The sequence below is a fragment of the Actinoplanes sp. NPDC051470 genome, from assembly GCF_040682035.1.
Lineage (GTDB): Bacteria > Actinomycetota > Actinomycetes > Mycobacteriales > Micromonosporaceae > Actinoplanes.
In genome coordinates, this window is record NZ_JBFBAA010000024.1 from 133,885 (window position 1) to 158,946 (window position 25,062).

The window sequence follows — 25,062 nt, forward strand, 5'->3', positions numbered from 1 at the left end:
GTATCGCCTTGACGCACCAGATCGCCCTGTGGCGCCGGCTGCTCGCCGAGTTCCTCGGCACCGCTCTGCTGGTCACCGCCGTCGTCGGCTCCGGCATCATGGCCACCACCCTGTCGCCGGACGATGTCGGCCTGCAGCTCCTCGAGAACTCGATCGCCACCGCGCTCGTGCTGGGCGCGCTGATCCTCACCTTCGGTCCGGTGTCCGGGGCGCATTTCAACCCGGTCGTGTCCGCGGCCGACTGGTTCCTCGGCCGCCGCACCCGCACCGGCCTGACCGGAAGCGACCTCGGCGGCTACATCGTGGCCCAGATCGCCGGGGCGATCGCGGGGTCGGTGCTGGCCAACCTGATGTTCGACCTGGACGCGGTGGCCTGGTCGCAGAAGGACCGCAGCGCCGGGCACCTGTGGCTGGGCGAAGTGGTCGCGACCGCCGGGCTGCTCCTGCTGATCTTCGCCCTCGCCCGCTCCGGCCGCGCCGCGGTGGCCCCGGCGGCGGTCGGCGCGTACATCGGCGCCGCCTACTGGTTCACCTCGTCGACCAGCTTCGCCAACCCGGCGGTCACCATCGGCCGGGCGTTCACCGACACCTTCGCCGGCATCGCCCCGCATTCGGTGCCCGGCTTCGTCGTCGCCCAGCTGGTCGGGCTGATCGCCGGTGTCGGGCTGCTGCTGGCCCTGTATCCCACCGTCGGCCGGGCGGCCGGCGACGTCCTCGTACCCGAAGGAGTCTCTTCCCGTGAGTGACAAGCCCAGCGTGCTGTTCGTCTGCGTGCACAACGCCGGCCGTTCCCAGATGGCCGCCGGCTGGTTGCGCCACCTCGCCGGCGATCGCGTCGAGGTCCGCTCGGCCGGCTCCGCCCCCGCTGAGACCATCAACCCGGCCGCCGTCGAGGCGATGCGTGAGGTCGGCATCGACATCACCGATCAAAAGCCCAAGATCCTCGAGTACGACGTCGCGTACGACTCCGACGTCATCATCACCATGGGCTGCGGCGACGCCTGTCCCGTCTTCCCCGGCAAACGCTACGAGGACTGGAAACTCGACGACCCCGCCGGCCAGGGCGTCGAAGCCGTCCGCCCGATCCGCGACAACATCAGGACCCGCGTCGAGGAGCTGCTGGCCGACCTCATCCCGGCCGCCTGACCACCCGCGAGGCTTCAAACCCTGGCCGCCACACCAGCTACGGCTGTCCCGCGTTCGCTGCTGTCCCCGAACCCTGAATGCCGCGGGCGTCAGCTACACCTCCGAGATCTATCCCGGCACCATCCATGGCTTCACCATGTCCGACACCGACGCATTCAACCCGGCCGCGTTGCAACGCCACTGGGACCGCCTGTTGTCCCTGCTCGGCAACGCCCTGACCACCAGCGGGACGTCCTCTAATAGGGCCTGACGGTGTTGCCGATCGAGCGGAACGGGGCCAGATGGTTGATGAGGTCCATTTCCTGGCCCGCGGGGATGCGGGCGAGCAGGTAACCGTCCGGCCGCACGAGGATGAGCTCGCCGGCGTAGGGCTGGTAGACGCGCTGGAACTCGCCCTTGGCATCAGTGATGGGGCTGCCGCTGTCCGGTCCGACGCGGTGCACATGCATGTGGGTCGGCTTGGCGTTGTCGAAGATGACCGGCGCGCTGTGGTCCCACACGAACAGCGAATAGTGCATGCCGCGCAGTAGATCGAACAGACCACCGTGGAACTGTTCACCTTGCAGGCCTGTCACGTTGGGCGCCCGATCGCCGGGCCGGGGGCCGGCGGTGACCTCACTGCCGCCGGGGTAGGTCATCCGGCTGTCGCGGTAGTGGATACCCAAACCGGTGTTCATCTTCCCGTCTCCGATGCCGGCCAGCGCCGAACCGAGTTCGTTCTCGCCGCCGCCCGCTGCCGCCACCGCCTTGGCCATCTTGTCCGTGCTCATCGCGAGCACTCGGCGAGCGACCGGGACGCGTTCCTCGCTGTAGGTGTCCAACAGCGTCGACAACGCGCCGTTGAGGATGCTGTCCAGTTTGAAGCCGAGGTTGTAGGCGTCCTGGATGCCGGTGTTCATGCCCTGCCCGCCGGCGGCGGAGTGCACATGAGCGGCGTCACCGGCGAGCAGGACGCGGCCCTTGCGGAAGGTCTCCGCCATCCGCACGTTGACCAGGTACAGCGACAACCAGCCGGCGCTGGCCAACACGACGCGGCCGGCACCGGCGCGCTGGTCGAACAACTGCTGGTAGAACTCCAGCGACGGCACGCCGGGATCCTCACCGGGCATCAGCGGGCTCTGGAACTGCCACAGCTCGTCACCGAGCGGCGTCAGGCCGAGCATGCCCCGGTCGGACGGCCAGATGTGCATGTGATCCCGGTCGAGCTCCGAGCCCACGGTGACGTCGCCGAGGTACCAGCGCTGCTCCTCGTAGGTCGTGCCCACCAGGGGCAGCCCGGCAAAGCGGCGGGTGCTGCTCTTGCCGCCGTCGGCGCCCACCACGTAGCGGGCCCGTGCCGTCTGTTCGCGGTCCGCGGTGCGCAGCTCGACGGTGACCCCGTCGTCGTCCTGGTCCATCCCGATCACCTCGGTGCCGAACTCGACGGCCGCACCGAGCTCTTCGAGCCGCTGCCGAAGCGCGTGCTCGACGTGGAACTGCCCGATCTGCAACGGATCGGGGTACGGCGTGTGGACGTCATCGCCGGCCGAGATCGCGATCGGCGGCTTGTCCACGACCGCGCCGGACGCTTCGTGGAACCGCATCGGCAGCTTGGCGACACCGTGACGCAGGACGTGGTCCACGGCGCCGAGGTCGTCGAGGACTTCCAGCGAGCGTGGCTGGATGGTCTTGGCCCGGGTGGCACGGTTAGGCACCTGGTCCCGCTCGACGATGCGGACCGCGAAGCCGCGGCGGGTCAGGTCACACGCCAGGGTGAGGCCGGTGGGCCCGGCCCCGATGATGATGACGTCGGTGCTGGGTCGATCGGTCATGGTGTCCCTTCCAGAATGGGTGAAGTCTCGAAAGACGTCATGGTCAGCTCGGCCGGCAGGGTGTTCTTGCGGATGACTCCCTGCTGAGCGACGACAACGATGTTGTCCGGCGCGGCCAGCAGGGTGATGTCTCGCAGCGGGTCACCCGCGCAGATCACCAGGTCGGCGAGCATGCCGGGACGCAGCGTTCCCAGCCGGTCGTCGACCCCGAGCAGCCGGGCGCTGTTGACCGTCGCGGCACGAATGGCATCCATCGGCTTCATACCGAGCGCGACGAGGTGTGCCAGTTCGGCGAGATTCTCGCCGTGCGGGGTGATCCCGGCATCGGTTCCCGCGGCGATGGTCACCTTCCGTGCGATGGCGGTGGCGATGTTCTGCTTGGCGAACTCGTTCCAGCGCAGCTTCTTCTCATAGCGCCACGGTGACGTCCTGCTGCGTTCCAGCGGCCGGAAGATGGTCTGCAAAGTGGGGACCAGGAACGCCCCCCGCTCTCCCAGCAGATCGCAGCCCTGGTCATCGAGGCCGAACCCGTGCTCGACCGAGCGAACGCCACCACGGATGGCGGCGAGGATCCCGGCCCGCCCTTGAGCGTGCGCCGCCACGGTTCGGCCCCGGTGCCGGCGGGCTTCGTCCACGACGGCGGCGACCTCTTCCTCCGGGAGGTCCTCGTCGTCAGGGTCGTCGGTCGCGCTGCTGATGCCCCCCGTGGTGCAGATCTTGACGACGTCGGCGCCGTCGCGCAGCATCCGGCGCGCCGCCAGTCGCACCTCGTGCACATTGTCGGCCAGCACGCAGAAGTCGAAATCGAGGTGCAGCCCGCTGGGTAGCGTGCTGTCGGCATGCCCACCGGTGTGGCTGATGATCCCGATCGACACCTGCAGCCGCGGCCCGGCCAGGTCACCGCCGCGGACCGCGGCGCGGTAGGCCGCTGTCAGGGCGCCCAGGTCACGCGCCGAGGTGATCCCGGCCTCCAACGTCCGCCGCATCCGCTGCGTGGTCTGGATCACCCGCATCACGTCGGTGGTCGTGAGTGCCTGCTCCACCACAGACTGCTCTGAGGGCATGCCGAGGTGGACGTGGCAGTCGAAGAATCCGGGCAGAAGCGTGCCGCCCCGCCCGTCAATTGTCGGGATGTCCGGCGGCGCTGCCGGCGCCCGGCTCGCCGGGCCGGCGTAGGTGATCCGTCCGTCGTCGTCCGCCTGCAGCACGGCATCGGGCACCGCGGTTTCTTCCACACCGTCGACGAGGCGGACATTGTGCACCCTCAGAGCCGATCTGTGGTCGATGTCCATTCGCGAAACGGTATGGTGGCCCTGCGTTCCGGCCCCGAGGATTGCACTTTTCCGTCGACCTGGCCCGGCGTGGTGCATGAGATCGGCCATCTGCACGCGGCGACGTGATCGGCACGCCGGCCCGCGGGCCGGGCGGTCACCGAGCCGCGCGAGGCGGCGCCGAGCGCCCGGCCGTGCGCCGGGAGTCATTCGAGGAGCTTCCGGAGGCCCCGGACCTCGCGGGGCGCGTTCCACCCGAGGACGCCGACGACCCGTCCGTCGTATTCGTAGGTGGCGGTGAACCGGTCCTGCCCCGGTGTGCCGTCGGCGATCCGCATCCGCGCCTCGGCGGTCCAGGTTCCGTAGGCCTGGATGCGCACCCCGAACTGCTCGGACCAGAAGTACGGGATGGGGCGGAAGGGCAGGGTCGCACCGAGCAGGGTGCGGGCCGCGGCCATGCCCTGCTCGGTGGCGTTGCTGCGATGTTCGACCCGCAGGCGGCGTCCGGTCTGGTGATCGAGCCAGCTGGCCACGTCGCCGGCGGCCACGATGGACTCGCCGGCGCGGCAGGTCTGGTCGCAATCCACGCCGTCGGTCAGGGACAGACCGCTGCCGTCGAGCCAGGCGGTGGCGGGCCGGGCGCCGATGGCCACCAGGACGACGTCGGCCGGTGCCGTGGTTCCGTCGGTGAGGTGTACGCCGGTGACGCGCCCGCCCATGCCGGCGAGACCCGTCACCGAGGTCAGCATGCGGAGACTGACGCCGTGATCCAGATGCATCCGGGCCACGGCGGCGCCGATCTCCGGCCCGAACTGATGGTGCATCGGCTGGGCGACGGGGTCGACGAGCGTCACATCGCGGCCCATCGTACGGGCGACCGCGGCCGCCTCCGCTCCCAGCAGGCCCGCTCCGATGACGACGACCCGCCGCGCCTCGCGCAGGTCGTCGCGCAGTGCGAGGGCGTCGGTGAGAGTCCGCAGAACGTGCACCCCGGCCAGCTCGTGGCCGAAAGGCAGCCGGCGCGCGATGACGCCGGTGGCGATGACGAGCCCGTCGTACCCGAGCGGTTCGTCGCGGTCGCTGAGCCGGATCCGCCGCCGGCGTGGCTCCAGGCCGACCGCCCGGACGCCGTGGATCAGCCGGGCGTCCAGGGCCGCCAGCTCCTCATCGGACCGCAGGCGCAGCCGCTCGGGTTCCCAGTCGCCGGCCAGCAGTTGCTTGGACAGCGGCGGGCGATCGTACGGCGGGCCGGGCTCGTCCCCGATGAGGGTGAGCCGCCCGTCGAAGCCCTCGCGGCGCAGGGTCTCGGCGGCCGCGAGACCGGCCGCCGAGGCGCCGACGACAACAACGTCTCGCACGCCTCAGCCCTTCTCGATCCGGATCGCCTGTGCCGGGCACAGCTGCGCGGCCGTTTCGACCGCGCCCAGTCTTTCCTCGCCGGGGTTCTCGTCCAGCAGCACCGCGATGCCGTCGGAGTCGCGCTGGTCGAACACGTCGTCGGCGGCCAGCACGCACTGTCCGGCGCCGACGCACTTCTCCTCGTCGAGCAGAATCTTCATCGCTTCACCTCTCGGGTGGTCGTTGCTGGTCGGCGGCATGTCACTCGTCCCAGGTAACGGGGAGCCGGTGGATGCCGTAGATGGTGGCGTCGGACTTGAACGGCAGTTCGTCGGCCGGAACGGCCAGGCGCAACGTGGGCACCCGGCGGAACAGGGTGGTGAACACGACGTCCAGCTCCGCCCGGGCGAGGTTCTGCCCGAGGCACTGGTGCGGGCCGAATCCGAAGGCCAGGTGGTTACGGGCGCCGCGGTCCAGCTTCAGCTCGTCCGCGTCGGGAAAGACCTCGGGATCGTGATCGGCCGTGTTGCTCAGCGAGACCACGCCCTCGCCGGCCCGGATCAGCACTCCGCCGAGCTCGACATCGGCGGTGGCGACGCGTGAGTTGCCGTACTCGACGATGGTGAAATAGCGCAGCAGTTCCTCGACGGCCTCGGGCATCCGCGCCGGATCAGCGATCAGCCAGGCGAGTCGCTCCGGCCGCTCGAGCAGCGTCAGCACGCCCAGCGAGATCATGTTCGCCGTGGTCTCGTGACCCGCGACCAGCAGCAGCAACGCCAGCGCCACCACGTCTTCGGTATCTGCCCCGGCGGCGAGCTGCCGGCTCAGCACGTCATCGCCCGGCTCGCGGACCTTGCCGCACACGAGCTCGGTCAGGTAGGCGCGCAGGGCCGCGTACGTCGCGCCTCGCTCCCGCGGCGGCGTATCGCGATGCAGGATCGCCGCGGTGCGGGTCTGGAAGAACTCATGGTCGGTGTACGGCACGCCGAGCAGCTCGCAGATGACCAGCGACGGCACCGCGAGGGAGAGGGCCTCCACCAGATCGGCCGGGCGCGGGCCGGCCAGCATCGCGTCGATCCGCTCGTCGACGATCTCCTGGATGCGGGGCTTCAACGCGGCCATCCGCCGGATGGTGAACTCGCTGATCACGGCGCGGCGAGCGGGCGCGTGGTCGGGCGGGTCCAGTTGGATGAGCAGCTTGCGCGAACCGGCCGAGGGCGGCGGGGGCGGCTCGGTGGTCAGCGCCGGATAGTCCGGGTTGTCGCGGTCGGAGCTGAACCGTGGGTCCGACAGCATCTCGCGGATGAGGTCTAGACGGCTGACCGCCCAGGCCTCCTTGCCGCTGGGCAGGCGAACGCGGGAGACGCCGCCGTTCTCGCGCATCTCGACGTGCTGAGCCGGCGGAGCATAGGGGCATTCGCGTGCGATCTGCAGGGCTGGGGCAGTCATCGGAGGAACCTCCAGAAGTGGGGTGGGCGTCGTGTCAGACATCGCGGAGGCGGAAGACCGCGTGGCCGGCCACGCTGACTCCGACGGCCGCCAGCGTCAGGATGATGAGCCCGGTGACCGGAGCGACCATGCCGTCGACCGGGACGACTGTGTAAGCCGATTGGCCGGCGGTGATCGGCCAGAGCCGCCCGAAGAGGTCGCCGAGGACGCCGGGCAGGCTCGGACCGAGTGCCGGAACCAGCAGGAGGGCGCCGACGAGCACGGCGAGGCTGGTGGTGGCCGAGCGGGCCAGGGCACCCACCGCCAGGCCGATCAGGGTGATGAGGGTCAGGTAGAGCGCGGCGCCGACGAGCGCGCCGGCCACCCCGGGATCGGCCAGGCCGGCCGCGGGCAGGCCCGCGCTTTTGAGCATCAGCTGGACCACGGTGAAGCTGAGCAGCGTCGTGACGAGACCGACCGTCAGCCCGATGGCCGCCACCACGGCGGCTTTGGCGGCCAGCAGGCGCGACCGCGACGGGACGAACACCATGCTGGTGCCGACCATCCCGGTGCCGAACTCGGGCGTCACGCTCAGCGCACCCAGCATTCCGATGATCAGCTGCGCGAAGAGGAAGCCCTTCAGGCTCGCGGAGGTGGGATCCCATCCAGCGGGAAGGTCGGATGGGGACGCGCTGAGCAGATCGGTCGCCCCCAGGACGCTGAGAGCCACCCCGGCGGCCACGGCACTCAGCGCCGCGATCCAGGTGCTGCGTACGGTTCGCAGTTTGGTCCATTCCGAACGGATCAGGTTCATGACGCGTGACTCCCGTACTCCGTGACGTCGTGAGTGAGTCGCAGAAAGACGTCCTCGAGCGATTCGCGCACCCGGACAAGCTCGTCGAGGGCGATGCCCTCCGCCGCGGCGATCTTGCCGACCGTCGAGGTGTCGGTCCCGGTGACGAGGAAGGACGAGTCGGGCTGTACGGCGAAGATCACCCCGGACTCGCTCAGCGCCCGGGCGAGCGCGTCCGGCGCGGCGGCACGGACCGTGACCGCCTGGGTGGTGTTGTCCTCGACGAACTTCGCCAGGGTCGTCTCGGCGATGAGCCGGCCCTGGCCGACCACGATGACGTCGTCCGCGGTGAGTTCCAGCTCCGACATGAGGTGGCTGGAGAACAGGATCGTGCGGCCCTGACCGGCGAGATCACGCATCAGGGTGCGCATCCAGCGGATGCCTTCCGGGTCCAGTCCGTTGAGCGGTTCGTCGAGCACCAGCACCCCGGGATCGCCGAGCAGAGCGGTCGCGATGCCCAGCCGTTGTTGCATGCCGAGCGAGAACTCCCCGGCCCGGCGCCCGGCGGCGCTGGTCAGGCCGACCAGGTCCAGCACCTCGCCGACCCGGCGGCGACCGAGACCGGCGGCCTGGGCGAAGGCGAGCAGGTGATCGGCCGCGGTGCGGTGCGGGTGAACCGCCCGGGCGTCCAGCAGCGCGCCGATGGAGCGCGCGGGGTCGTCGAGTTCGGTGAGGCGCCGGCCGCCGATCGTGATCGTGCCGGCGGTCGGCCTGGACAGCCCGAACAACATGCGCATCGTCGTGCTCTTCCCGGCCCCGTTCGGGCCGAGGAACCCGGTGACGACGCCCGGCCGCGCGGTGAAGGACAGGTCGTCCACCGCCAGCTTGTCGCCGTACCTCTTGGTCAACCCACTGGCCTCGATGTCGACGCCTCCTGGTGGGTGGCTTGTCAGCTTTGTCATGGCAGCAAAAGTACACCGGCGAGTGCACTTTTACGAGGGGGATGACCCCTAAGTCTTCTGGCGTAGGCTTTTGCCGTGCCGAGGATCAACGCGGAGGTACAGACTCCGGGCCGCCGCCTGCGGTCGGAGGGAAAGAAGACCGCCATCCTCGACGCGGCTGAGGCCTTGTTCATCACCGAGGGGTACGAGCGGACCACAGTGGACGCCATCGCGGCACTCGCCCAGGTCTCCAAGCGAACCCTCTACAACCACTTCAGCGACAAGGAGATCATCTTTCTCCGGGTGCTGAGCCGCGTGAACGAGACACTGCTGAGCACCATCAGCGCCGCCATCGATGAGGAGCTGACAACGGGACGCGATCTGCGCGAGGCGTTGGCGGCCTTCGCCCACCGCATCGTGGACCGGGCCTTCGGATCCTCCGACTACCTGACCTTTCGCCGGCTGATCTCGCAGCAGCAATTGGTGCCCCGCCCGCCGGGAGCGATCCGCGACCGTCCGCTGGGCATGCTCGAGCAGCGATTCACCGAACTGGCGGCCGACGGCAGCATCCGAGCCTCCCGTCCCCGCCTCGCGGCACAGCACTTCACCGCGCTCACGATCAGCCTCGCGCAGGAGGCCCTGCTGGACCACGAGAACGAGAAGGACACCGAGCCCCCGGACATCGACGCGATCATCGCGGACGGGGTGGACGCCTTCCTGCGCGCGTACCGATAGAGACCTGTCCCGGTCTGGCCGCCGGTCGCGCCGGCGTGGCAACTCAGGATTCGGCCATGGCGCGCAGTCGTGCGTTGCGGAGGTCGAGGGCTTGCTGGGTTGCGGGCACGACGAGGTCACCGCCGGGACCGGCGCTGTCCTGTGCACGTGCGACGTAAGGACGCTGACGGGTCTCGTACTCGTGGAAGGCGGCCTCGAGATCGCCCGGGTTGCCGCGCAGCGCCTCCGCGAGCAGCCAGGCGCCGGTGATGGCAAGGGATGCGCCACGTCCGGACAGGCCGGACGCGCAGTGTGCGGCGTCGCCGGCCAGGACGACGCGGCCATGGTGCCAGCTCGGCATGTGGATCTGGCTCACCGAGTCGAAGTACAGCTCGGGATCCTTGCGGACGGCGTCGAGGATCTCGGGTACGCGCCACTCATCGTGTCCCGCGAACGCGTCGAGCAGGATCTGCTTCTGGGCGTCGAGGTCGTGGTAGTCGTAGTCGATCCATGCGGAGCGGAAGTTCATGACGCCGAGGGCGGTGTCGTTGTACCGGGCGATGCCGATCATGTGGCCGGGCCAGTTCAGGAACGGGTTCTTGCGTTCGGTGCCGGCTGCGGCGGGCAGGTCGGTCAGCGCGACGTAGAAGCCCAGGTGCTTGAGGTAGTCCTGCTCCGGGCCGAAGGTCAGCCGGCGGGTCAGCGAGTGCATCCCGTCGGCGCCGACGACCAGATCGAAGCGATCCTGTTTACCGGAGATGAAGGTGACCTCGACGCCGTCACCGTCGTCGTGCATGTGTTTGATCGATTCGCCGAAGACGACGGGCGCCCCGGGGGCCAGAGCCGCGTGCAGGACGCGGGCGAGTTCCTCGCGGGGGATCTCGGTGTCGTCCTCGGAGTCACTGACCTCGCTGCCAGGGAGCTCGGCCAGGACGGTGCCGTCAGCGCTGATGAACTGGGTCATCTCCGTCATGGTGACCTTGCGGCCCTGGATCTGGTCGAGGACGCCCATCTTGCGGGTGACCTCGATCGCGTCGCCGCGGATGTCGATGGGGGAACCGTTGACGCGTAGGTGGCCGGCCCGTTCGACGAGGGTGATGTCGTGACCGATGGCGCCGAGGTTGATGCCGGCGGCGAGACCGGCCATGCCGGCTCCGGAGACGAGGATGCGCATGATGGCGGGTTCCTTTCAGGGATGGGGGCGCGTCAGCTCCAGCGGACCGGCAGGGCGTGGACGCCGAAGATCGTCATGTCGGTCCGCAGCGGAACCTCATGAGCCGCGACCGCGAGTCGCAGGCCCGGCAGCCGGTCGAGCAGCGCGGCATAGCCGACGATCAGCTCCAGTCTGGCCAGCTGCTGTCCCAGGCACTGGTGGACGCCGAAGCCGAACGCGAGATGAGGGCAGCGCGGCCGGTCGACCCTGAGGTCCTGCGGCGCCGTCCAGGTCCCGGCGTCACGGTTGGCCTGCGACACGGCCACGATCACCGCGGCCCCGGCCGGCAGGGTCGTCTCGCCGAGCGGCACCTCGTGAGTCGTCACCCGCACCACGCTGAGCTGCGCGATCGAGAGATAGCGGAGCAGTTCCTCGACCGCCGCCGGCCAATGGCCGGGATGGGTACGCAGAAAGTCGAGCTGGTCCGGGTGACTGAGCAACGCGAACATCCCGAGCGCGAGCATGTTCGAGGTCGTCTCGTGCCCGGCGACCAGCAGTTGCCGGGCGATGTTGACCAGCTCGATGTTCGTCAGCGCGGGATCGGCGTCGCTGCTGATGAGGCCGGACAGCAGATCGTCACCGAGGTTCGCGCGCTTGTGCTCGATCGATCGCGACAGGAGCTCGTCGAACTCCGCACCGAGCTGCGCGGCACGCTCTGGTGAGGTGTCCAGCCGGGCCATCTCCGCGGCGAACGACTGGAACGTGGCCTGATCGGCGTGCGCCACCCCGAGCAGCTCGCAGATCACCAGGGACGGCAGCGGCAGCGCGAAGTCGGTGACCAGGTCGCCGCTGTTTCCCCGGGCGAGCATTCTGTCGATCAGGGTGGCGGCGATGTCCCTGATCGCCGGTTCCAGCTTGCCGACCCGCCGGACCGTGAACGCGCCGGTCAGCAGCCGGCGGTAGCGGGTGTGCAGCGGCGGGTCCATCGCGGCGAACAGGCCCGCGCCCGCGCCGTACGGGTCTCTCGGGTTGGGCCGCAGCGACGACCGGTGCATGAACCTGTCGGCACTGAACCGCGGATCGGTCAGGACCTGCCGTCCCTCGTCGATGCCGGTGACCACGTACGCCTCGGAGCCGTCGAGCAGATTCACGCGGGACACCGGTGACAGCTCCCCGAGCCGGCCGAGGACGGCGGGCGGATCGAAGGGGCTGTGACCGGCACGGTCGAAGTAGGCACGGGGTATCGGCACTCTCGGGGTAGCGGTCATCGCCCCTTTCTAGCTCAACCCGCCCAACTAAAGCAACAACTCGTCGCGTTAACAGACGACGCAGGCTATGGTGGTGCTCGATCGGCGGGAGGAGCGACGGAACCGATGGCCGATGGACCCACACCGGAAGTTCCCGTGCGCCGGCGGCCGGGCGGACGCTCGTCCCGGGTGCGCGCGGCGGTGCTCGACGCGACGGTCGCCATCGTCGCGCGGCACGGGGTCACCGCCCTGCGCTACGACGAGGTCGCCGAGCTGGCCGGCGTCAACAAGGCCAGCGTCTACCGCCGGTGGCCACAGCGGGACATGCTGGTCAGCGAGGCGCTCACCCGCCTCGCCGACCAGGAGGCGCCGATCGGGAACACCGGCGACCTGCGCAGGGACCTGGCCGGCTTCCTGGTCGCGATGGCCGCCAGCCTCTCCAGCCCGCTCGGCCGGGCCATCAGCAGCGCCCTGCACACCGCCGAGGGCAGCGCCGAGCTCCGCCGGGTCGTCCAAAGCTTCTACGACCGGCGGACCAGCACTCTCGATCAGCGGATCTCTCAGGCCGTGGACAGCGGCGAGCTGCCGCGGGTGGACACGCACCTGCTCGCCGAGCTGTTCACCGGCCCCGTCCATCTGCACGTGACCCGCGGCGTCAAAGACTTCACCGCCGCCGACGCCGAGCGCATCGTCGACGTCATCCTGGCCGGCATACGAGCGACACGTTAAGGCCGGCCCACTACCGTGCGCAGATCTCCGCGTAGCGGCCGGTGTCGATGTTGCCGCCCGAGATGACGACGCCGACGCGGGACGGCGGGGGCCCGGCGGCCGCGCAGAGGATCGCGGCCAGGCCGCTGGCGCCGCTGGGCTCGGTCACGATCTTCAGGCGCTCGAAGGCGAAGCGCATCGCCTCGCGGATCTGGTCGTCGGTGACCACAACGACGGCGTGGACCAGGCGCTGGTTGACGGCGAACGTGAGCTTCCCGGGAATGCGTGCGGTCTGGCCGTCGGCGATCGTGCGTGGCACGTCGACGGCCACGCGGCGGCCCGCCGCGAGGGAGCGCCTGGTGTCGTCCGCGGCCGCCGGCTCGACGCCGATCATGCGAATGTCCGGGTACCGGCCGGCGGCGGCGACGGCGCAGCCCGCCATGAGCCCGCCGCCCCCGACCGGCACGAGCAGCATGCCGAGTTCGCCGGTGTCGTCGAGCAGTTCGAGAGCGGCGGTGCCCTGCCCGGCGATGACGTCGGGGTGGTCGTACGGCGGGATGATCGTCATGCCGCGCTCAGCGGCCGCCGCCACGGCGAGCGCCTCCCGGTCGTCGGCGTAGCGGTCGAAGGTGAGCACCTCGGCGCCGTACCCGATGGTTGCGGCCGTCTTCGACCGCGGGGCGTCGTGCGGCATGAGGACGACCGCGGGCACGCCCAGCGTCCGGGCGGCCAGCGCGACCGCCTGCCCGTGGTTACCCGAGGAGTGGGTGAGCAGGCCGTTCGCCAACCGCTGCGGCGGCAGGCGCGACGCGGCGTGATAAGCGCCTCGGAACTTGAACGCGCCGGTCCGCTGCAGGTTCTCGCATTTGAGGAACACCTCGGTGCCGACGAGCTCGTCGAGAGTCCGTGAGCGCAGCACCGGAGTGCGATGCACCACACCGGCAAGCCGGGCGGCGGCGGCACACACGTCTATGTCGATCGTCATGCCGGAAGGCTAGGGCGCCTCTCACAGAAGGCAGTTGTGCTGCATGATTCCTTCAACCGCGCGCAGATGGTGCACTGAAGGAGCGTTGATCATGCCCGAGGTGGACTTCGACGAACTCGACGTCGCGATCGTGGACGCGGTGCGGTCGGCGCCGCGCGCGAGCTGGCGCGACCTGGCGCCGGTCATGGGCGTGGACCCGGCGACGGTCGGGCGGCGCTGGGCGCGGATGCACGCCGCGGGCGTGGCCTGGGTGACCGCTCACCCGGCGGGCCGGGCAACTCCGGCCTGCGCCCTCGTCGAGATCAGCTGTACGCCCGGCAGATCCGCCGCGGTGGCGGCCACCCTGGCCGACGACGTGGAGGCGGCAACCATCAAGCTGACCTCCGGCGGTCGTGACCTGCAAGTGCTGGCACAGGCCCCCGACCTCACCGCGCTCTCCGGCTATCTGCTGGACCGGATCGGGCACCTGCCGGAGGCCACGAACGTCCGCAGCCACATCGTGACCCGCTCCGCCATCGAGGCCAGCCGGTGGCGCGAAGGCGCTCTCGACCAGGACCAGAAACGACGGCTGAGCGCCTACGCCACCTCCCGCGCGGAGCACGCCGGCCTCCTCGAAGCCGTCGACCACCGCATCGTGCGGGCGTTGACCATCGACGGGCGGATGCCGTTCGAGCGGCTCGCCGAGCACGCCGGTGTCGGAGCGGTGACCGTGCGGCGGCGGCTGTCGCGGCTGGAGAGCGCGGGATTGCTCACCTACCGGTGTGACACGTCGCGCCATCTCTCCGGCCGTGCCGTGGCGGCGGTCTACTACGGCTCGATCGACGTGGACGGCCTCGACGACGCTGAAGGACGCCTCCGCGGGCTGCCCGGCGTGCGCGCGTGCAGCATCGTGGCCGGGCCGCACAACGTGATCATCGATGCGTGGCTGCACTCGGCCGCCGAGGTCCACGAACTCGAACGCCGGATGAGCCAGGCGCTGCCGGCCCTGCGGGTCCAGGACCGGACGGTGGTCCTGCGGGTGGTCAAGCTGCTCGGCCGCGTCCTGGACGGCGAGGGCCGATCGGTACGCTCGGTGCCGCTGTTGGCGGCCATCACCACCGATTCCACCCCGGCGCCAGAGGACTCCCCGGCGGCACCGGCCTGACCCCAGCCCGGGGTGTAGCCCGCACCGACCCACGCCCGTCGGGCAAAACCGGCACGTCGCGCGGTGGCCGGCCGGTCTCGAAGTGGACGACCCGGGTCCCGCGGGCCTCCAGCTCGGCCGCCCGGTCGTAGACCGTCCGGATGCGGGAGGGGGTGATGCCGGACAGACGTTCGGCGGGCCGGGCGTCCGGAGCGGTCATCGCCCGCCAACCGCCTTCCGGATCCGCGATGCCTGAACATTGGCCAGTTCGTGCACGCCCCACCGGCCGAGCTCGCGACCGTAGCCGCTGGCCTTGACCCCGCCGGCCGGCAGCCGCGGGTCGGTGGCGGAGATCGTGTTGACGAAGACGGCGCCGGCCTGAATCCGCGCGCCGAGCGCCGCGGCGTGTTCGCTGTCACCGCTCCAGACGCTGCTGCTGAGCCCGTACCGGGAGGAGTTGGCGAGCGCAACGAGTTCGTCGTCGTGCGCGCCGGTGGTGAGCGCGCCGAGCGGGCCGAATGTCTCGTCCGAGAACAGAACCGAGTCGCGCCCTTCCACTTCGACGATCGATGGCGCGAACCACGCTCCCGGCCCGTCCTCCGGCGCGGGCGCCTGCGCGATCACCCGGCCGCCAGCCGCCACGGCCTGACGGCGCTGCTCGCGCAACGAGTCGCGAAGGTCAAGGCGGGCGAGCGGGCCGATGTCGCAGCTCTCGTCGGCCGGATCGCTGACGGTCAACGCTTTGACATGCGGCACGATCGCGTCGACGAACTCGTCGCGGACCGACCGGTGGACGAGGATCCGCTTCGCCGCGATACAGCTCTGCCCGTTGTTGAGGAACCGGGACCGTACGGCGGCAGCGGCCGCGGCCGGGATGTCGGCGTCGGCGAGGACGATGAACGGATCGGATCCGCCGAGCTCGAGGACGCACTTCTTCAGGGCGGCGCCGGCACGGGCGGCCACGAGCGCCCCCACCCGGTCGCTGCCGGTGAAGGTGACGGCGGCGATCCGGTGATCCGCGATGATGTCCGAGGCGGTCGCGCTGTCGACCACGACGGTCTGCAGGACGCCGGCACCGTACGCGTCCTGAAAGATCTCTTCCACCTGCATCGCGCTGCCGGTGACCGACTCCGCGTGCTTGAGCACCACCGCGTTGCCCGCGGCGACGGCGGGCAGCATCGCCCGGATGACCTGCCACCACGGATAGTTCCACGGGAGGATGCAGAAGACGACGCCGAGCGGCAGGACGCGCACCACCGCGGTGTCGCCGTCGAGGTCGAAGGTCTCCGGCCGCAGCATGCCGGGCAGCTGCGCGGCGTAGTAGCGGCACGCGCCGACACACTTGTCGATCTCGGCGCGCGCCTGCCGGATCGGCTTGCCCATCTCCAGAGTGATGAGCCGGGCGAGCCGTTCGCGCCGGGCCGTCAGGAGATCGCCGAGCCGGCTGATGGCGGCGACCCGCTCCCCTGGGCTCGACCGGCCCCAGCCGCAGGCCGCCGCGGCGGCCAGCACCCGGTCGACGCTCCCGGCGGTGGCGTACGGATAGAAGTCCAGCTCCTCGCCGTTCGCCGGGTTGACCGTGACGACGCCGGCGCCCGCCCGGGTCACGCCGCGTCCTCCCGCAGCCAGCGGATGAACCGGTCCCGGATGGTAACCGGGTCGACCAGAAGCTTCGGGATGCCTGTCGCGTTACCCGGCTCGATGCGGGCGTACAGGAAGGCCGGTTCGCGGACGGCGAGCAGGTCGGCGAAGGCGGTTCGTAGCCCGTCGACGGTGTCCACCGAGCGGGTCGCCCACCCGGCGGCCGCGGCCAGCCGCTCGAGGTCGACCCGGGACGAGTAGGTCGGCAGCGCGCCCGTCGACCCGTAGACCCCGTTGTCCAGCAGGACGAGCAGCAGGTTGGCGGGGGCGAGGTAGCCGCCCGTGGGCAGCACGTTCGGGTTCATCAGCAGTGAGCCGTCGCCCTCGATGCCGATCACCTTCGGCGCGGCCGGGTTCAGGCTCAGCGCCAGTCCGGTGGCCACCGATCCGGTCAGGCCCATCGCGTCGAGCAGGTAGAAGTGGTTGTCGCTGTCGCGCACCGAGGCCAGCTCGCGGCTGGTTGCCGCGCAGGTCACGACGACGGGATGCCGGCCGGTGAGGTCCGCGAGCGTGGTGAGCGCCTCGATCCGCTTCATCAGGCGACCTTCCCGTCGGTGTTCCAGAACGACCCGAGGACCACCACGGGCCGGTACGTCATGACGGCGTGCACGCCGGCCTCCCGGACCGTCTCGCGCCAGTCGCCGGCGCTGCTGCGCCGGTCCAGTTCGATGACCGGCAGTCCGGTCGCGCGCAGGATCGCCGGCATCGGCTGGCTGATCGAGTGGATCATCGAGTTGTACTCGCCGAGCCCGCCCCGGGTGTTCGCGAAGATCAGCAACGGCAGGTGGTACGCGAGCGGGAAGGTGGTCAGCGCGGTCAGCGCGTTGCCGAAGCCGTTGTCCTGCATGACCACCGCGCCCAATGCGCCGGTGAGGGCCACGGCGCCGAGCACGCCTACCGCCTCCTCCTCCCGCGACAGCGGGGTGACCCGCGGCGAGACGCCGTCCACGCCACCGTCGGCGGCCACCAGGGCGTTGATGACCGGTGCCACGGTCACGGAGGGGATGTATCCGACCCGTGCCACGTCCGCCGCCCAGATGCCGTCCGCGACGGCTTCCGCGTATGTCATGTGCGGTCTCCTCTCAAGATGCTGTTCCCCGCGGCGATGACCTAGATTTGGCTGACGGGTACGCCGGTGACCACGTACCCGCGCATCCGGCGTACCAGGAAAGCCGTCGGTATGGCGGCGAGGACGAACACCACGCCGGCAACCGCGATGTAGCTGTGCACACCGAACGACGAATTGACGGACTCCCCCTCGTGGACGGTCCGGGTGGCCCCGAGGACGGCGGAACCGATGAAGTTCATCGTGACCGAGCCGATGGCCACCATGACCATGACCATGCTGGAGACCGTGCCCTGCCGTTCCCGGGGCGCGAGGATGGACGCCAGGTTGAAGCCGGACGTGACCAGCGAGCCGGCGGTCAGGCTCAGCAGGAACGACGACACCACCGCCAACGGGAGGTTCCCCGCCCCGATCAGCAACATGATCACCGTCGCGGTCACGCCGGCCAGCACGCCGGCCGCGAGGGTGCGCGCCGGCCCGACCCTGGTCGCGACCGCCCCGGCCAGGATGCCGCCGAGCATGATTCCGATCGACGGGACGCCGAACATCAGGCCGAGGGCGGCGGGGCCGGCGATCCCGTACCCGAGGCCGTCTTCGGACGAGACCTCGATCAGGAGGCTGAACAGCTGGAGCATGCTCTGGTAGGCGCCGGTGCCCATCACGACCACGAGCAGGCCCAGCCCCAGGGCGACCGAGATGCCACGGATGTCGATGACCGGCTCCGGCCGGCGGGTGAGCACCAGATACCAGAAGAGCAGCGCGGCGATCCCCGCGACCAGCACCAGGATCGGGAACGGGTTCAGCCATCCGAAGACCTGGCCCAGGCTGATGTAGACCAGGACGCCCGCGAGACCGCCGCCCAGCACCAGAGCACCCCGGACGTCGACCTTCCCAGGCGTCCGGTTGCGGCTCTCCGGCAGCACGAGCCGTACGAGCAGCGTGGCCAGTCCGGCGAAGCTCGCCGAGATCACGAACACGACCCGCCAGCCGAACGCGTCCAGCGCCGGCTCCAGAATGAACGGCGTGACGATGCCGAAGACGGCCGAGCCCGACGTGACGAAACCGGTCACCACCATCGCGAACTTCGGCGCGCAGATGTCCCGGATGAGCGCGACCGTGAGGAACAGGGCCGCGACCGCCGCACCCTGCAGGACACGCCCGATGACAAAGACGATGATGTGCGGCGCGGCCAGGCACACCAGACCACCGGCGCCGGCCACGAGCAGCGTGATCACCAGGATCTTTCGCTTGCCGTTGATGTCGGCGCTCTTGCCGAGCAGCGGCGCCCACATCGCGCCGGCGAGCATCGCGCTGGAGCCGATCCAGGCGAACTGGTCGGTGTGGAAGGCCTCGCTCAGCTGCGGCAGCACGAAGGTCGGCGAGGCGAGCACGCTGTCGACCATCACGTTCACCATGACCAGGATCGCGACGTAACCGACGACGCGTCTTGTCCACCCGGTGTGCAGGTCGTCAGCGGGCGGGTCGGCCCGGGCTTCCGCGGTGGCATCGGCGCCGAGTTCTGCCATCAACATCTCCTCTTGGGGGATCGGAGGGGTGCACCTGCGGATCACGCCCCGCCGGCCGGTCCGGCGTACGTGATCCGGCCGTCGTCGCCAGCCTCGAGAACCGCTTCGGTGTCGACCGCTGCCGCGATCCCGATCAGCCGCACGTTGCGCACTCGTAGCGCGGTGCTGTGGTGCAGTTCCACCCGAAGCCCACCTTCGCTCGACGACCGGTGATGCGACCGTAGGGCGATCCCGCGTCTTGGCCTCGACGTGCACGAAACCCGTACGACGAGGGCAGCCGTTGCACGGAACCGTCACACCTTGGCTCCTCGAGAAGCACATGAGCGGACGTCCGGATCGCGCTGACGGCGCCCGCAGGCCCATACGTCACGCGGCAGGTTTGTGCCACACCTACGGCCGGGGCGAGGACACCCACATCATATGGCTCAGGGCTGCGCGTACTTGATGCCTCGGACATCTTGGAAGCTTCATGAACACCGGGAAGTCATCCCAGCCGGCAAATTCCTGTTCGTCGCGGATGACCTGGTAGGGCGGCTGGGGCAGCTTGAGGTCGTCCAGAGTGGCGGAGGCCGACACCTTGTCCTGGACCCGTGTGAGCGCCTCGAACGGCGGGACGACGGTGCGGACACCGGCGCTTGCAAGCCGGTCGTCGGCGCAGGAAAGAACAGCGACCTGCTCCTGGGTCGGCAGCAGCACATCAGCATCGGTGCGGGCGTACTGGTCGAGGGCGGCGTCGAGCCAGTGGAACGGGTCCACGCCATAGGCTGGTACCGGATGGATCCGATGTACGTGGCAGGTGAAGCGGCACAGGCACCACGGGTCCGGCGAGAGCGCCTCGACCCGGTGCCCGGCTCGCGACAGCAGCGTAGCGGTCTGCCGCGCGGTCAGTCCGGAGCCGTCTGTGAGCAGTACGTGCATCGTGGCCTCCGTTTGTCTACGTCATAAGCTCGGTGTATAACGCGCTGCGCGAGGCCGGCCAGGAACCGGCCCAGATCCCACGAACGGAGCGACTGCTCAGCACCGCAATCCTCGGCTTTGCCGCCAGCGAGGCGGCCGGCCGGTTCTCACACCATCGCGCAACCGTCCGGGACGCCGACTTCGCCTGCCTGCTGAACTGGCTCCGCCACATCGTCGACCACGCCTCCGATCGGGGCTGCCCCGCTGAGACTGACGCCGCTGTTGCCGATGGGGCCGAGAGCGAGCCGCGACGACAGCGTGAGGCGTTACACGACAACCATTGACGTCTCGCACAACCGGCGCTCACCAACAGGCGCCGGCACCGACTCCATGAGCGGGCCGGCAACCCCCCATCGATGTGCCAAGTTCGATGGATACCAGCGCGCGACCTGGTGGAGGTCAGCCAGGGAGCAGAACAGAACCACGACAAAGGACCCGTTGATCGCCGTTGAAAACCGTTCAGAACTGGGTGCTGCTCCCAATCTGCTCCCCCTATGTCGGGCTGGGCCATGGGCACCACCGGCCAGACGTAGGCCAAACCATTGGCGACCTCGTCGGCCCCATCGCGACGGCGCGGAGAGCCATGGGGACGCACGCTGTCCGCGGCAGATCCGCGCGTCCGATCGTGGCATCACGATGAACGCCGGAGCCCCGTCGCGGCCGGCGTGGGGTGTTCGGTTCACCACGGGACCGGCCCGTCGTCCTGTAAGAACGCGCCGGTCGGGCTGTCCGGCACGGTTGCCAGGTGTACGGCGATCGCGGCGCCCTGCTCAGCGGTGCGCTCCAACGACAGACCCAGTGCGGCGGCGAAGTCCGTGGCACATGCGCCAGGCGCCACTGCGTTGACCGCGATCCCGTCGGCGGCCAGAGCCTTGGCGTACAGCACCGTGAGCATGTTCAGCGCAGCCTTCGACGCCGGGTAGGCGAGCGCGATCCGCGACGAGGCGAACGCATGGCCCGGGTCGGACTGCCAGGCCAGCGACCCGGTGCCGCTGGAGACATTGATGACGCGGGCGCCAACCGCCTTGCGCAGCAGCGGTAAGAACGCCTCGGTGAGCCGCACCACGCCGAACAGGTTGGTCTCGAACACCGCACGCATGACCGCCAAGTCCGCCTCGCCGGCGAGCTGACCCGCGCTACCGCCCGAAATGCCGGCATTGTTGACGAGTACGTCGACCTGCCCGTACCACTGCTCCACGTGAGCGACAGCGTCGCGCACCGAGCCGTCATTGGTCACGTCGAGTGGCACCGCACGGCCGCCGAGACGTCGCGCTGCCTGCTCGCCGGAGGCGGCGTCGCGCGCCCCGACGACCACGGTCATGCCCCGCTCGGCGAGCCCCTCCGCGATCGCCGCGCCGATACCCCGGTTGGCCCCGGTCACGAGGGCGATCCTCGTTGTCGACATACCCCTATCCGAGCAGTGCGCCGGACCGGCGTCCAAGATCGATCGGGTGGGTGTCGATACCGTTGCGGTATGGACGACGTCGAAACCCGCGAGCTGCGGTACTTCGTGGCAGTCGCCGAGGAGCTGCACTTCGGCCGGGCCGCAGCCCGGCTCGGCATCGCGCAGCCGCCGCTGTCGCGCGCGATCCGGCGGCTGGAACACCGCATGGGTGTCGCGCTGCTGGAGCGCACGAGCCGCGGCAACCACCTCACCGCGGCGGGTGAGGTGCTGCTCGGCGAGGCGCGTGTGGCGCTGGACGCGATATCGACGGCGGTACGCCGAACGCGTCGGGCCGGCGCAGCGCAGCGGTCGCTGGTGCTCGCGATGAAGCCCGGCGGCGACGGGGGTCTGCTGCCGCGGATCCTGGCCGCGTACGAGTCGGAACCGGACGCGCTGCCGGTTCAGTTCGCGTTCTCGCTGGGCGAACGCGCAGCGATGCTGCGCAACGGGCGAGCCGACGTGGGCCTGCTGCACCATCCGCAGAACGACCTCCAGGGGTTGGCCAGCGAGGCGCTCAGCGTGGAGCGGCGGGTGGTCGCCCTGGCCGACGGGCATCGGCTTGCGGCCTATGACAGCGTGTGTCTGGCGGATCTGGCCGGCGAGACGATGCCGCAGTGGCCGGAGGCAGTCGACCGCGGCCCCGGGCCGGTGGTGCGCGACGCCGGCGAGCTCATGCAACTCGTCGCGCTGGGACGGGTGGTGGCCCTGGTCGGCGAGTCGGCGCTGGACGGGCCCTACCGCGGCGTGACGTACCGTGCGGTGCGGGACGCCCCGCCCGCGACGCTGGTCGTGGCGTGGCGGGAGGGCAGCCGGTCACGGCATGTCGCGGCCTTCGTGCGGGCCGCCCGCACCACCGCGGCCGACCGTGCCCTCGCCTGACGGCGCGTCGATTCGGCTAGCCCGACGCGTGCCGGGCACACCGTCATGCACCCTCAACTCGGCATGAGCGTGCATGTGAACGTGGCCGGTAGGCTATTTCCCGAATACCCAGGCATGAGCAGCCGAAGCGGGCGGTCAGAGGGCGGCACCATCGGCGGGGTTACGAGGGCAGACGCGGCCGCACCTGGATCACCCTGACCGGCGTGGCCGAGCCGTCTGTCGTGCCGTCGCCGGCGTTTAAGGTTCCAGCCTTGGACTGCGAGCCCGTTGCATTTCCACAGCTGGATGCTGGCGCCGGGTGTGGTGTTGAAGCCCTCGTCGTCCAGGCAGAGACTCGAGTCCAGGTACGGCTTCAGCCGGAAGATGTTGACCCCGGCCCGGACGTTGCCCCACATCTGGGAGACTCGGCCGTTGCACCGGGCTTGGGTCGGCTGCGCGCCGACGGCCGGAGCGTTGCCCCGGATGCTCAGGCACAGTCCGCTGTTCTGGTTGACGATCTGGAAGTAACCCGTCTCGTTCACGGTTGTGACCCAGTCGTAGCGCCACCGCTCCGGGGGCCCGCCGTGGCAGGGGTACTGCTGGATCCGGGCGCCCTGGTCCCGGCTGCCGTAGGCGACGTCGACGCACATCTTGCTGTGCTGGTTGACCACGAGAAGGGCGTCGCTGGCGTCGACCGTAGGCCGATGGAAGGGAAGCTGGATGCTGACCGGCACGGTCCACTTCTGCCGGCAGCGTGTCGAGCTCAGGACCCGGGAGTCGCAGCCCTGCACCACCGCGGTGTAGGTGCCGTCTTGTGGACGGCTGACGACCGTGCTGCCCTGGACCCGGCCCCGGATCTCGCGCTGGCCCACGTTGCGGCCGTTGAGATCCCAGCGGACCTGGAAGAAGTCGTACTTGAAGGGCATGGTCCGCCCCCAGTCGATGACGAGGTCACCGTTACGCCGGTAGAGCGCGACCATCATGTTCGCCCCCTGTCCGGGCGACCAGACAATTTCGCCGTGCTCGAAGGTGTTGACCCGGCCGCGTCCGCCGGCGCCGGCCCGTTCCGGTCCTAGGGGGCAGCCCAGCGGCCCGTTCGCGCCTTTGAGTGATCGCCACTTCTCAGCGATCAGCCCGACCGGCTTGCGGCACCGGGCCGGAAAGCCGGACCAGCCGCAGGCGGCGGCCGAGCGGGTAGGCGATGTCGGGGTAGGTGACCATCGCGGCATCGCCGGCCTTGAGCAGGCGCAAGTTGGTCCCCTGATCGTCTGCGGGTATGTCGACCAGCCGGGCGTCTCGGCGTGGGCGTAGATCGTCGAGCCACAGTCCGCCCATGAACTCGCCCGCGACGGCCGGGTTGTAGCCGATCGGGTAGTCGACGAAGTCCCGCACATGCACCGCGGCGGCGTCGGCCAAGGGGTGGCGCTCGCCGACAACGACGACGCGGGCGCTGGTCAGCGGGGTGGGGAACGACTCCACCCCTGGGTGACGAACCACGCCGTTGGCGAAGAGCACGTCGACCGTCCGGTCCGGCAGGCAGCTCGCGAGAGCGGAGAACGGCACCGCGAGGGTGCGCAGCAAGACGCCGGGAAAGTTCGCGCGGACCTGCTGGGCGATCCCCGGCAGGCCGAGGTGCCGACGCATCGCCTCGCCGGTGCCGGCCGGAAAGCCGAGCCGTAGCGGGCGTCCGCCGAAGGTCCCGGTCCGGGCGGCCTCCCGGGCGGCCGCGCGGACCATCTCGGCGTGGGCCAGCAGGTCCGCCGCGCCGGCCGCGAACTGTTTTCCACCCACGGTCAGGGTCACCATGTCGGTCACGGGGCGGTCGATGAGGGGCATCCCGAGGTCACGTTCCAGGCGCTGGATCCTTTTGGTCAGCGCCGAACAGGTCAGGTGGTGCCGGGCCGCAGCTCGGCCGAAATGGCCCTCGTCCACCAGTGTCAGGAAGCTGGCGACCAACTCCAAGTCCATGAACCCGACAATGGAGGAGAATTTACCTCAGCTGTACGTGACCTGCGGCGCCCTCTTGTCAGCGGCATGTGAGTGTGGCGGCGCACCCGCATCAGCCGTGGTACTGACAAGGAACTGGTAGCCCGAACCGGCGGCATAGCGCCAGAACGTCGGCGCGGTCACCGAGGTCACCCGTGTAGGCATCGCGGAACTTGACGGCCCATTCGGCGGTGATGCAATCGACGGTCCGGTCCCCGAGTTCGCCGCGGCCAGTCAATGAGTCGGCTGGATAAGCGTGACCGGCTTCTGGTGGTCCAAGTAAGCCGTTGCCATCCGTGTCGAGAACGATGACGTGCAGATCGACTACCGCGCCGTCCCGGTGCCGCACCAGGAAGTTCCACGACGTGGCGCCGTCCTCCCCAACTGCCACGAAGCCTTGACTCGACAGCGCCGCAAGAAAAGAACTTAGGTGGCGGGCCTCGATCGCGACGTCGAGATCCCCGTGCTCGCGGGTCTGGCCGCCCAGTAGCGCGTCGACTCCCCAGCCCCCGTCGATCCACAGCCGCGCACCTGCAAGGTCTGCCAGGCGCAGAACTGAGAGCACTTCACTCAGCGTGGTACACGCTCCGAACGGGGTGCTGCTTGGCATGGAGCAAGTATGCAGACCGGACGTCCACCCGCTCCACGCAACTCGCGGCACCACGCCGTCCAGCGCCTCGCGCCTCGCGCGTCGCGGCAGATCCGGATGTCATGCTGGTGCTATTGGGCCGCGCTGTGACCTTGCATGCAGGGGGTGTCGCTGTCCGCGTCGTCGATGCCCGGCGGCCCTGGCGGTAATGCAGACGTCATCCGATCCAGATGTTGATCACAGTGTCGGCGTGTGGCGCGGCTACCGGTACGCCCTCGCCCGCGTAGATCTCCAGCTCTCCGACGAGCCCGCTGAGGACGTGCAGCACGACGCTGAC

27 protein-coding genes and 1 pseudogene are annotated in these 25,062 nt (G+C 70.0%); 7 read left to right on the forward strand and 21 right to left on the reverse strand.

The window, feature by feature from the left end; all coding sequences use genetic code 11:
* Nucleotides 1–8 precede the first annotated feature (8 nt).
* The 3 genes from AB0M54_RS33790 to AB0M54_RS33800 all read left to right on the forward strand — a co-directional run bounded on the left by AB0M54_RS33790 (nt 9) and on the right by AB0M54_RS33800 (nt 1,396).
* Nucleotides 9–746: an MIP/aquaporin family protein gene (locus AB0M54_RS33790; RefSeq protein WP_364475797.1), complete on the forward strand. Its 738-nt coding sequence runs from the start codon at nt 9–11 to the stop codon at nt 744–746.
* Nucleotides 739–1,146 carry an arsenate reductase ArsC gene (locus AB0M54_RS33795; RefSeq protein ID WP_364333259.1) on the forward strand — a complete coding sequence of 136 codons (408 nt, stop codon included), beginning with the start codon at nt 739–741 and terminating at the stop codon, nt 1,144–1,146. The genes AB0M54_RS33790 and AB0M54_RS33795 overlap by 8 nt, the downstream gene beginning before the upstream one ends.
* 73 nt (nt 1,147–1,219) lie before the next feature.
* Nucleotides 1,220–1,396, forward strand: coding sequence for a dienelactone hydrolase family protein (locus AB0M54_RS33800; protein ID WP_364475829.1), 177 nt, complete (start codon nt 1,220–1,222; stop codon nt 1,394–1,396).
* Here the strand turns inward: AB0M54_RS33800 and AB0M54_RS33805 are convergent.
* The 7 genes from AB0M54_RS33805 to AB0M54_RS33835 form a co-directional block, all read right to left on the reverse strand.
* The gene (locus tag AB0M54_RS33805; protein WP_364475799.1) at nt 1,383–2,957 is read right to left on the reverse strand and encodes an FAD-dependent oxidoreductase; all 1,575 of its coding nucleotides are present in this window, start codon (nt 2,955–2,957) and stop codon (nt 1,383–1,385) included. The two genes, AB0M54_RS33800 and AB0M54_RS33805, sit on opposite strands and share 14 nt — an antisense overlap.
* Nucleotides 2,954–4,339: an amidohydrolase family protein gene (locus AB0M54_RS33810; protein ID WP_364333338.1), complete on the reverse strand. Its 1,386-nt coding sequence runs from the start codon at nt 4,337–4,339 to the stop codon at nt 2,954–2,956. Before AB0M54_RS33810 ends, AB0M54_RS33805 begins: the two co-directional genes overlap by 4 nt.
* Before the next feature lie 95 nt (nt 4,340–4,434).
* The gene (locus tag AB0M54_RS33815; RefSeq protein WP_364333265.1) at nt 4,435–5,586 is read right to left on the reverse strand and encodes an FAD-dependent oxidoreductase; all 1,152 of its coding nucleotides are present in this window, start codon (nt 5,584–5,586) and stop codon (nt 4,435–4,437) included.
* Nucleotides 5,587–5,589: 3 nt separating this feature from the next.
* Nucleotides 5,590–5,787, reverse strand: coding sequence for a ferredoxin (locus AB0M54_RS33820; RefSeq protein WP_364333268.1), 198 nt, complete (start codon nt 5,785–5,787; stop codon nt 5,590–5,592).
* A 40-nt stretch (nt 5,788–5,827) separates the two neighbouring features.
* Entirely contained in the window at nt 5,828–7,015 is a 1,188-nt protein-coding gene (locus tag AB0M54_RS33825) for a cytochrome P450 (RefSeq protein ID WP_364333271.1), read from the reverse strand.
* A gap of 34 nt (nt 7,016–7,049) precedes the next feature.
* Nucleotides 7,050–7,808: an ABC transporter permease gene (locus tag AB0M54_RS33830; RefSeq protein ID WP_364333274.1), complete on the reverse strand. Its 759-nt coding sequence runs from the start codon at nt 7,806–7,808 to the stop codon at nt 7,050–7,052.
* Nucleotides 7,805–8,749 carry an ATP-binding cassette domain-containing protein gene (locus AB0M54_RS33835; protein WP_364333277.1) on the reverse strand — a complete coding sequence of 315 codons (945 nt, stop codon included), beginning with the start codon at nt 8,747–8,749 and terminating at the stop codon, nt 7,805–7,807. The genes AB0M54_RS33830 and AB0M54_RS33835 overlap by 4 nt, the downstream gene beginning before the upstream one ends.
* Before the next feature lie 75 nt (nt 8,750–8,824).
* On the opposite strand from AB0M54_RS33835, the gene AB0M54_RS33840 reads away from it, so the two are divergent.
* The gene (locus AB0M54_RS33840; RefSeq protein ID WP_364333280.1) at nt 8,825–9,463 is read left to right on the forward strand and encodes a TetR/AcrR family transcriptional regulator; all 639 of its coding nucleotides are present in this window, start codon (nt 8,825–8,827) and stop codon (nt 9,461–9,463) included.
* 43 nt (nt 9,464–9,506) lie between these two features.
* On the opposite strand, the gene AB0M54_RS33845 is transcribed toward AB0M54_RS33840, so the two are convergent.
* Nucleotides 9,507–10,616: an FAD-dependent monooxygenase gene (locus tag AB0M54_RS33845; protein WP_364475801.1), complete on the reverse strand. Its 1,110-nt coding sequence runs from the start codon at nt 10,614–10,616 to the stop codon at nt 9,507–9,509.
* A gap of 32 nt (nt 10,617–10,648) precedes the next feature.
* Nucleotides 10,649–11,863, reverse strand: coding sequence for a cytochrome P450 (locus AB0M54_RS33850; RefSeq protein WP_364475803.1), 1,215 nt, complete (start codon nt 11,861–11,863; stop codon nt 10,649–10,651).
* Between the two features lie 105 nt (nt 11,864–11,968).
* On the opposite strand from AB0M54_RS33850, the gene AB0M54_RS33855 reads away from it, so the two are divergent.
* Entirely contained in the window at nt 11,969–12,571 is a 603-nt protein-coding gene (locus AB0M54_RS33855) for a TetR/AcrR family transcriptional regulator (RefSeq protein ID WP_364475805.1), read from the forward strand.
* Between the two features lie 10 nt (nt 12,572–12,581).
* On the opposite strand, the gene AB0M54_RS33860 is transcribed toward AB0M54_RS33855, so the two are convergent.
* Entirely contained in the window at nt 12,582–13,535 is a 954-nt protein-coding gene (locus AB0M54_RS33860) for a pyridoxal-phosphate dependent enzyme (protein ID WP_364475807.1), read from the reverse strand.
* Nucleotides 13,536–13,626: 91 nt separating this feature from the next.
* Between AB0M54_RS33860 and AB0M54_RS33865 the strand changes: the two genes are divergently transcribed.
* On the forward strand, nt 13,627–14,679 hold the full coding sequence (locus tag AB0M54_RS33865; protein ID WP_364333295.1) for an Lrp/AsnC family transcriptional regulator: 1,053 nt from the start codon (nt 13,627–13,629) through the stop codon (nt 14,677–14,679).
* A gap of 195 nt (nt 14,680–14,874) precedes the next feature.
* Here AB0M54_RS33865 and AB0M54_RS33870 read toward each other — a convergent pair whose 3' ends face one another.
* From AB0M54_RS33870 to AB0M54_RS33900, 7 genes are all read right to left on the reverse strand, one after another.
* Nucleotides 14,875–16,266, reverse strand: coding sequence for an aldehyde dehydrogenase family protein (locus tag AB0M54_RS33870; RefSeq protein WP_364475809.1), 1,392 nt, complete (start codon nt 16,264–16,266; stop codon nt 14,875–14,877).
* Nucleotides 16,263–16,835, reverse strand: a complete 573-nt coding sequence (locus AB0M54_RS33875; protein ID WP_364475811.1) for a thiamine pyrophosphate-dependent enzyme — start codon at nt 16,833–16,835, stop codon at nt 16,263–16,265. Before AB0M54_RS33875 ends, AB0M54_RS33870 begins: the two co-directional genes overlap by 4 nt.
* On the reverse strand, nt 16,835–17,368 hold the full coding sequence (locus AB0M54_RS33880; protein ID WP_364475813.1) for a hypothetical protein: 534 nt from the start codon (nt 17,366–17,368) through the stop codon (nt 16,835–16,837). The genes AB0M54_RS33875 and AB0M54_RS33880 overlap by 1 nt, the downstream gene beginning before the upstream one ends.
* Nucleotides 17,369–17,409: 41 nt before the next feature.
* A complete protein-coding gene (locus tag AB0M54_RS33885) occupies nt 17,410–18,891 on the reverse strand; it encodes an MFS transporter (protein WP_364475815.1) in 1,482 nt (493 codons plus the stop codon).
* A gap of 41 nt (nt 18,892–18,932) precedes the next feature.
* Nucleotides 18,933–19,073, reverse strand: a complete 141-nt coding sequence (locus tag AB0M54_RS33890) for a hypothetical protein (protein ID WP_364475817.1) — start codon at nt 19,071–19,073, stop codon at nt 18,933–18,935.
* A 208-nt stretch (nt 19,074–19,281) separates the two neighbouring features.
* A complete protein-coding gene (locus AB0M54_RS33895) occupies nt 19,282–19,809 on the reverse strand; it encodes a hypothetical protein (protein ID WP_364475819.1) in 528 nt (175 codons plus the stop codon).
* A 718-nt stretch (nt 19,810–20,527) separates the two neighbouring features.
* Nucleotides 20,528–21,229, reverse strand: a complete 702-nt coding sequence (locus AB0M54_RS33900) for an SDR family NAD(P)-dependent oxidoreductase (protein WP_364475821.1) — start codon at nt 21,227–21,229, stop codon at nt 20,528–20,530.
* A gap of 93 nt (nt 21,230–21,322) precedes the next feature.
* On the opposite strand from AB0M54_RS33900, the gene AB0M54_RS33905 reads away from it, so the two are divergent.
* Entirely contained in the window at nt 21,323–22,171 is an 849-nt protein-coding gene (locus AB0M54_RS33905; RefSeq protein ID WP_364333317.1) for a LysR family transcriptional regulator, read from the forward strand.
* Nucleotides 22,172–22,224: 53 nt separating this feature from the next.
* On the opposite strand, the gene AB0M54_RS33910 is transcribed toward AB0M54_RS33905, so the two are convergent.
* From AB0M54_RS33910 to AB0M54_RS33925, 4 genes and pseudogenes are all read right to left on the reverse strand, one after another.
* Nucleotides 22,225–23,133: an RICIN domain-containing protein gene (locus AB0M54_RS33910; RefSeq protein ID WP_364475831.1), complete on the reverse strand. Its 909-nt coding sequence runs from the start codon at nt 23,131–23,133 to the stop codon at nt 22,225–22,227.
* Between the two features lie 9 nt (nt 23,134–23,142).
* Nucleotides 23,143–23,379, reverse strand: a pseudogene (locus tag AB0M54_RS33915) (hypothetical protein); the annotation flags it as partial.
* Nucleotides 23,273–24,118, reverse strand: a complete 846-nt coding sequence (locus tag AB0M54_RS33920) for a LysR family transcriptional regulator (RefSeq protein ID WP_364475823.1) — start codon at nt 24,116–24,118, stop codon at nt 23,273–23,275. The gene AB0M54_RS33920 and the pseudogene AB0M54_RS33915, both read right to left, overlap by 107 nt.
* Nucleotides 24,119–24,209: 91 nt before the next feature.
* Nucleotides 24,210–24,746, reverse strand: coding sequence for a hypothetical protein (locus tag AB0M54_RS33925; protein ID WP_364475825.1), 537 nt, complete (start codon nt 24,744–24,746; stop codon nt 24,210–24,212).
* Nucleotides 24,747–25,062: the final 316 nt, after the last annotated feature.

What these genes read in the sequence shown, in the direction of transcription:
- AB0M54_RS33875 (WP_364475811.1), bottom strand. Translation starts at nt 16,835, where the DNA reads ATGAAGCGGATCGAGGCGCTCACCACGCTCGCGGACCTCACCGGCCGG.
- AB0M54_RS33905 (WP_364333317.1), top strand. Translation starts at nt 21,323, where the DNA reads ATGGACGACGTCGAAACCCGCGAGCTGCGGTACTTCGTGGCAGTCGCC.
- AB0M54_RS33920 (WP_364475823.1), bottom strand. Translation starts at nt 24,118, where the DNA reads ATGGACTTGGAGTTGGTCGCCAGCTTCCTGACACTGGTGGACGAGGGC.
- AB0M54_RS33805 (WP_364475799.1), bottom strand. Translation starts at nt 2,957, where the DNA reads ATGACCGATCGACCCAGCACCGACGTCATCATCATCGGGGCCGGGCCC.
- AB0M54_RS33895 (WP_364475819.1), bottom strand. Translation starts at nt 19,809, where the DNA reads ATGCACGTACTGCTCACAGACGGCTCCGGACTGACCGCGCGGCAGACC.
- AB0M54_RS33845 (WP_364475801.1), bottom strand. Translation starts at nt 10,616, where the DNA reads ATGCGCATCCTCGTCTCCGGAGCCGGCATGGCCGGTCTCGCCGCCGGC.
- AB0M54_RS33910 (WP_364475831.1), bottom strand. Translation starts at nt 23,133, where the DNA reads ATGATGGTCGCGCTCTACCGGCGTAACGGTGACCTCGTCATCGACTGG.
- AB0M54_RS33855 (WP_364475805.1), top strand. Translation starts at nt 11,969, where the DNA reads ATGGCCGATGGACCCACACCGGAAGTTCCCGTGCGCCGGCGGCCGGGC.
- AB0M54_RS33820 (WP_364333268.1), bottom strand. Translation starts at nt 5,787, where the DNA reads ATGAAGATTCTGCTCGACGAGGAGAAGTGCGTCGGCGCCGGACAGTGC.
- AB0M54_RS33810 (WP_364333338.1), bottom strand. Translation starts at nt 4,339, where the DNA reads ATGGCCGATCTCATGCACCACGCCGGGCCAGGTCGACGGAAAAGTGCA.
- AB0M54_RS33925 (WP_364475825.1), bottom strand. Translation starts at nt 24,746, where the DNA reads ATGCCAAGCAGCACCCCGTTCGGAGCGTGTACCACGCTGAGTGAAGTG.
- AB0M54_RS33880 (WP_364475813.1), bottom strand. Translation starts at nt 17,368, where the DNA reads ATGACATACGCGGAAGCCGTCGCGGACGGCATCTGGGCGGCGGACGTG.
- AB0M54_RS33835 (WP_364333277.1), bottom strand. Translation starts at nt 8,749, where the DNA reads ATGACAAAGCTGACAAGCCACCCACCAGGAGGCGTCGACATCGAGGCC.
- AB0M54_RS33865 (WP_364333295.1), top strand. Translation starts at nt 13,627, where the DNA reads ATGCCCGAGGTGGACTTCGACGAACTCGACGTCGCGATCGTGGACGCG.
- AB0M54_RS33885 (WP_364475815.1), bottom strand. Translation starts at nt 18,891, where the DNA reads ATGGCAGAACTCGGCGCCGATGCCACCGCGGAAGCCCGGGCCGACCCG.
- AB0M54_RS33825 (WP_364333271.1), bottom strand. Translation starts at nt 7,015, where the DNA reads ATGACTGCCCCAGCCCTGCAGATCGCACGCGAATGCCCCTATGCTCCG.
- AB0M54_RS33850 (WP_364475803.1), bottom strand. Translation starts at nt 11,863, where the DNA reads ATGACCGCTACCCCGAGAGTGCCGATACCCCGTGCCTACTTCGACCGT.
- AB0M54_RS33830 (WP_364333274.1), bottom strand. Translation starts at nt 7,808, where the DNA reads ATGAACCTGATCCGTTCGGAATGGACCAAACTGCGAACCGTACGCAGC.
- AB0M54_RS33860 (WP_364475807.1), bottom strand. Translation starts at nt 13,535, where the DNA reads ATGACGATCGACATAGACGTGTGTGCCGCCGCCGCCCGGCTTGCCGGT.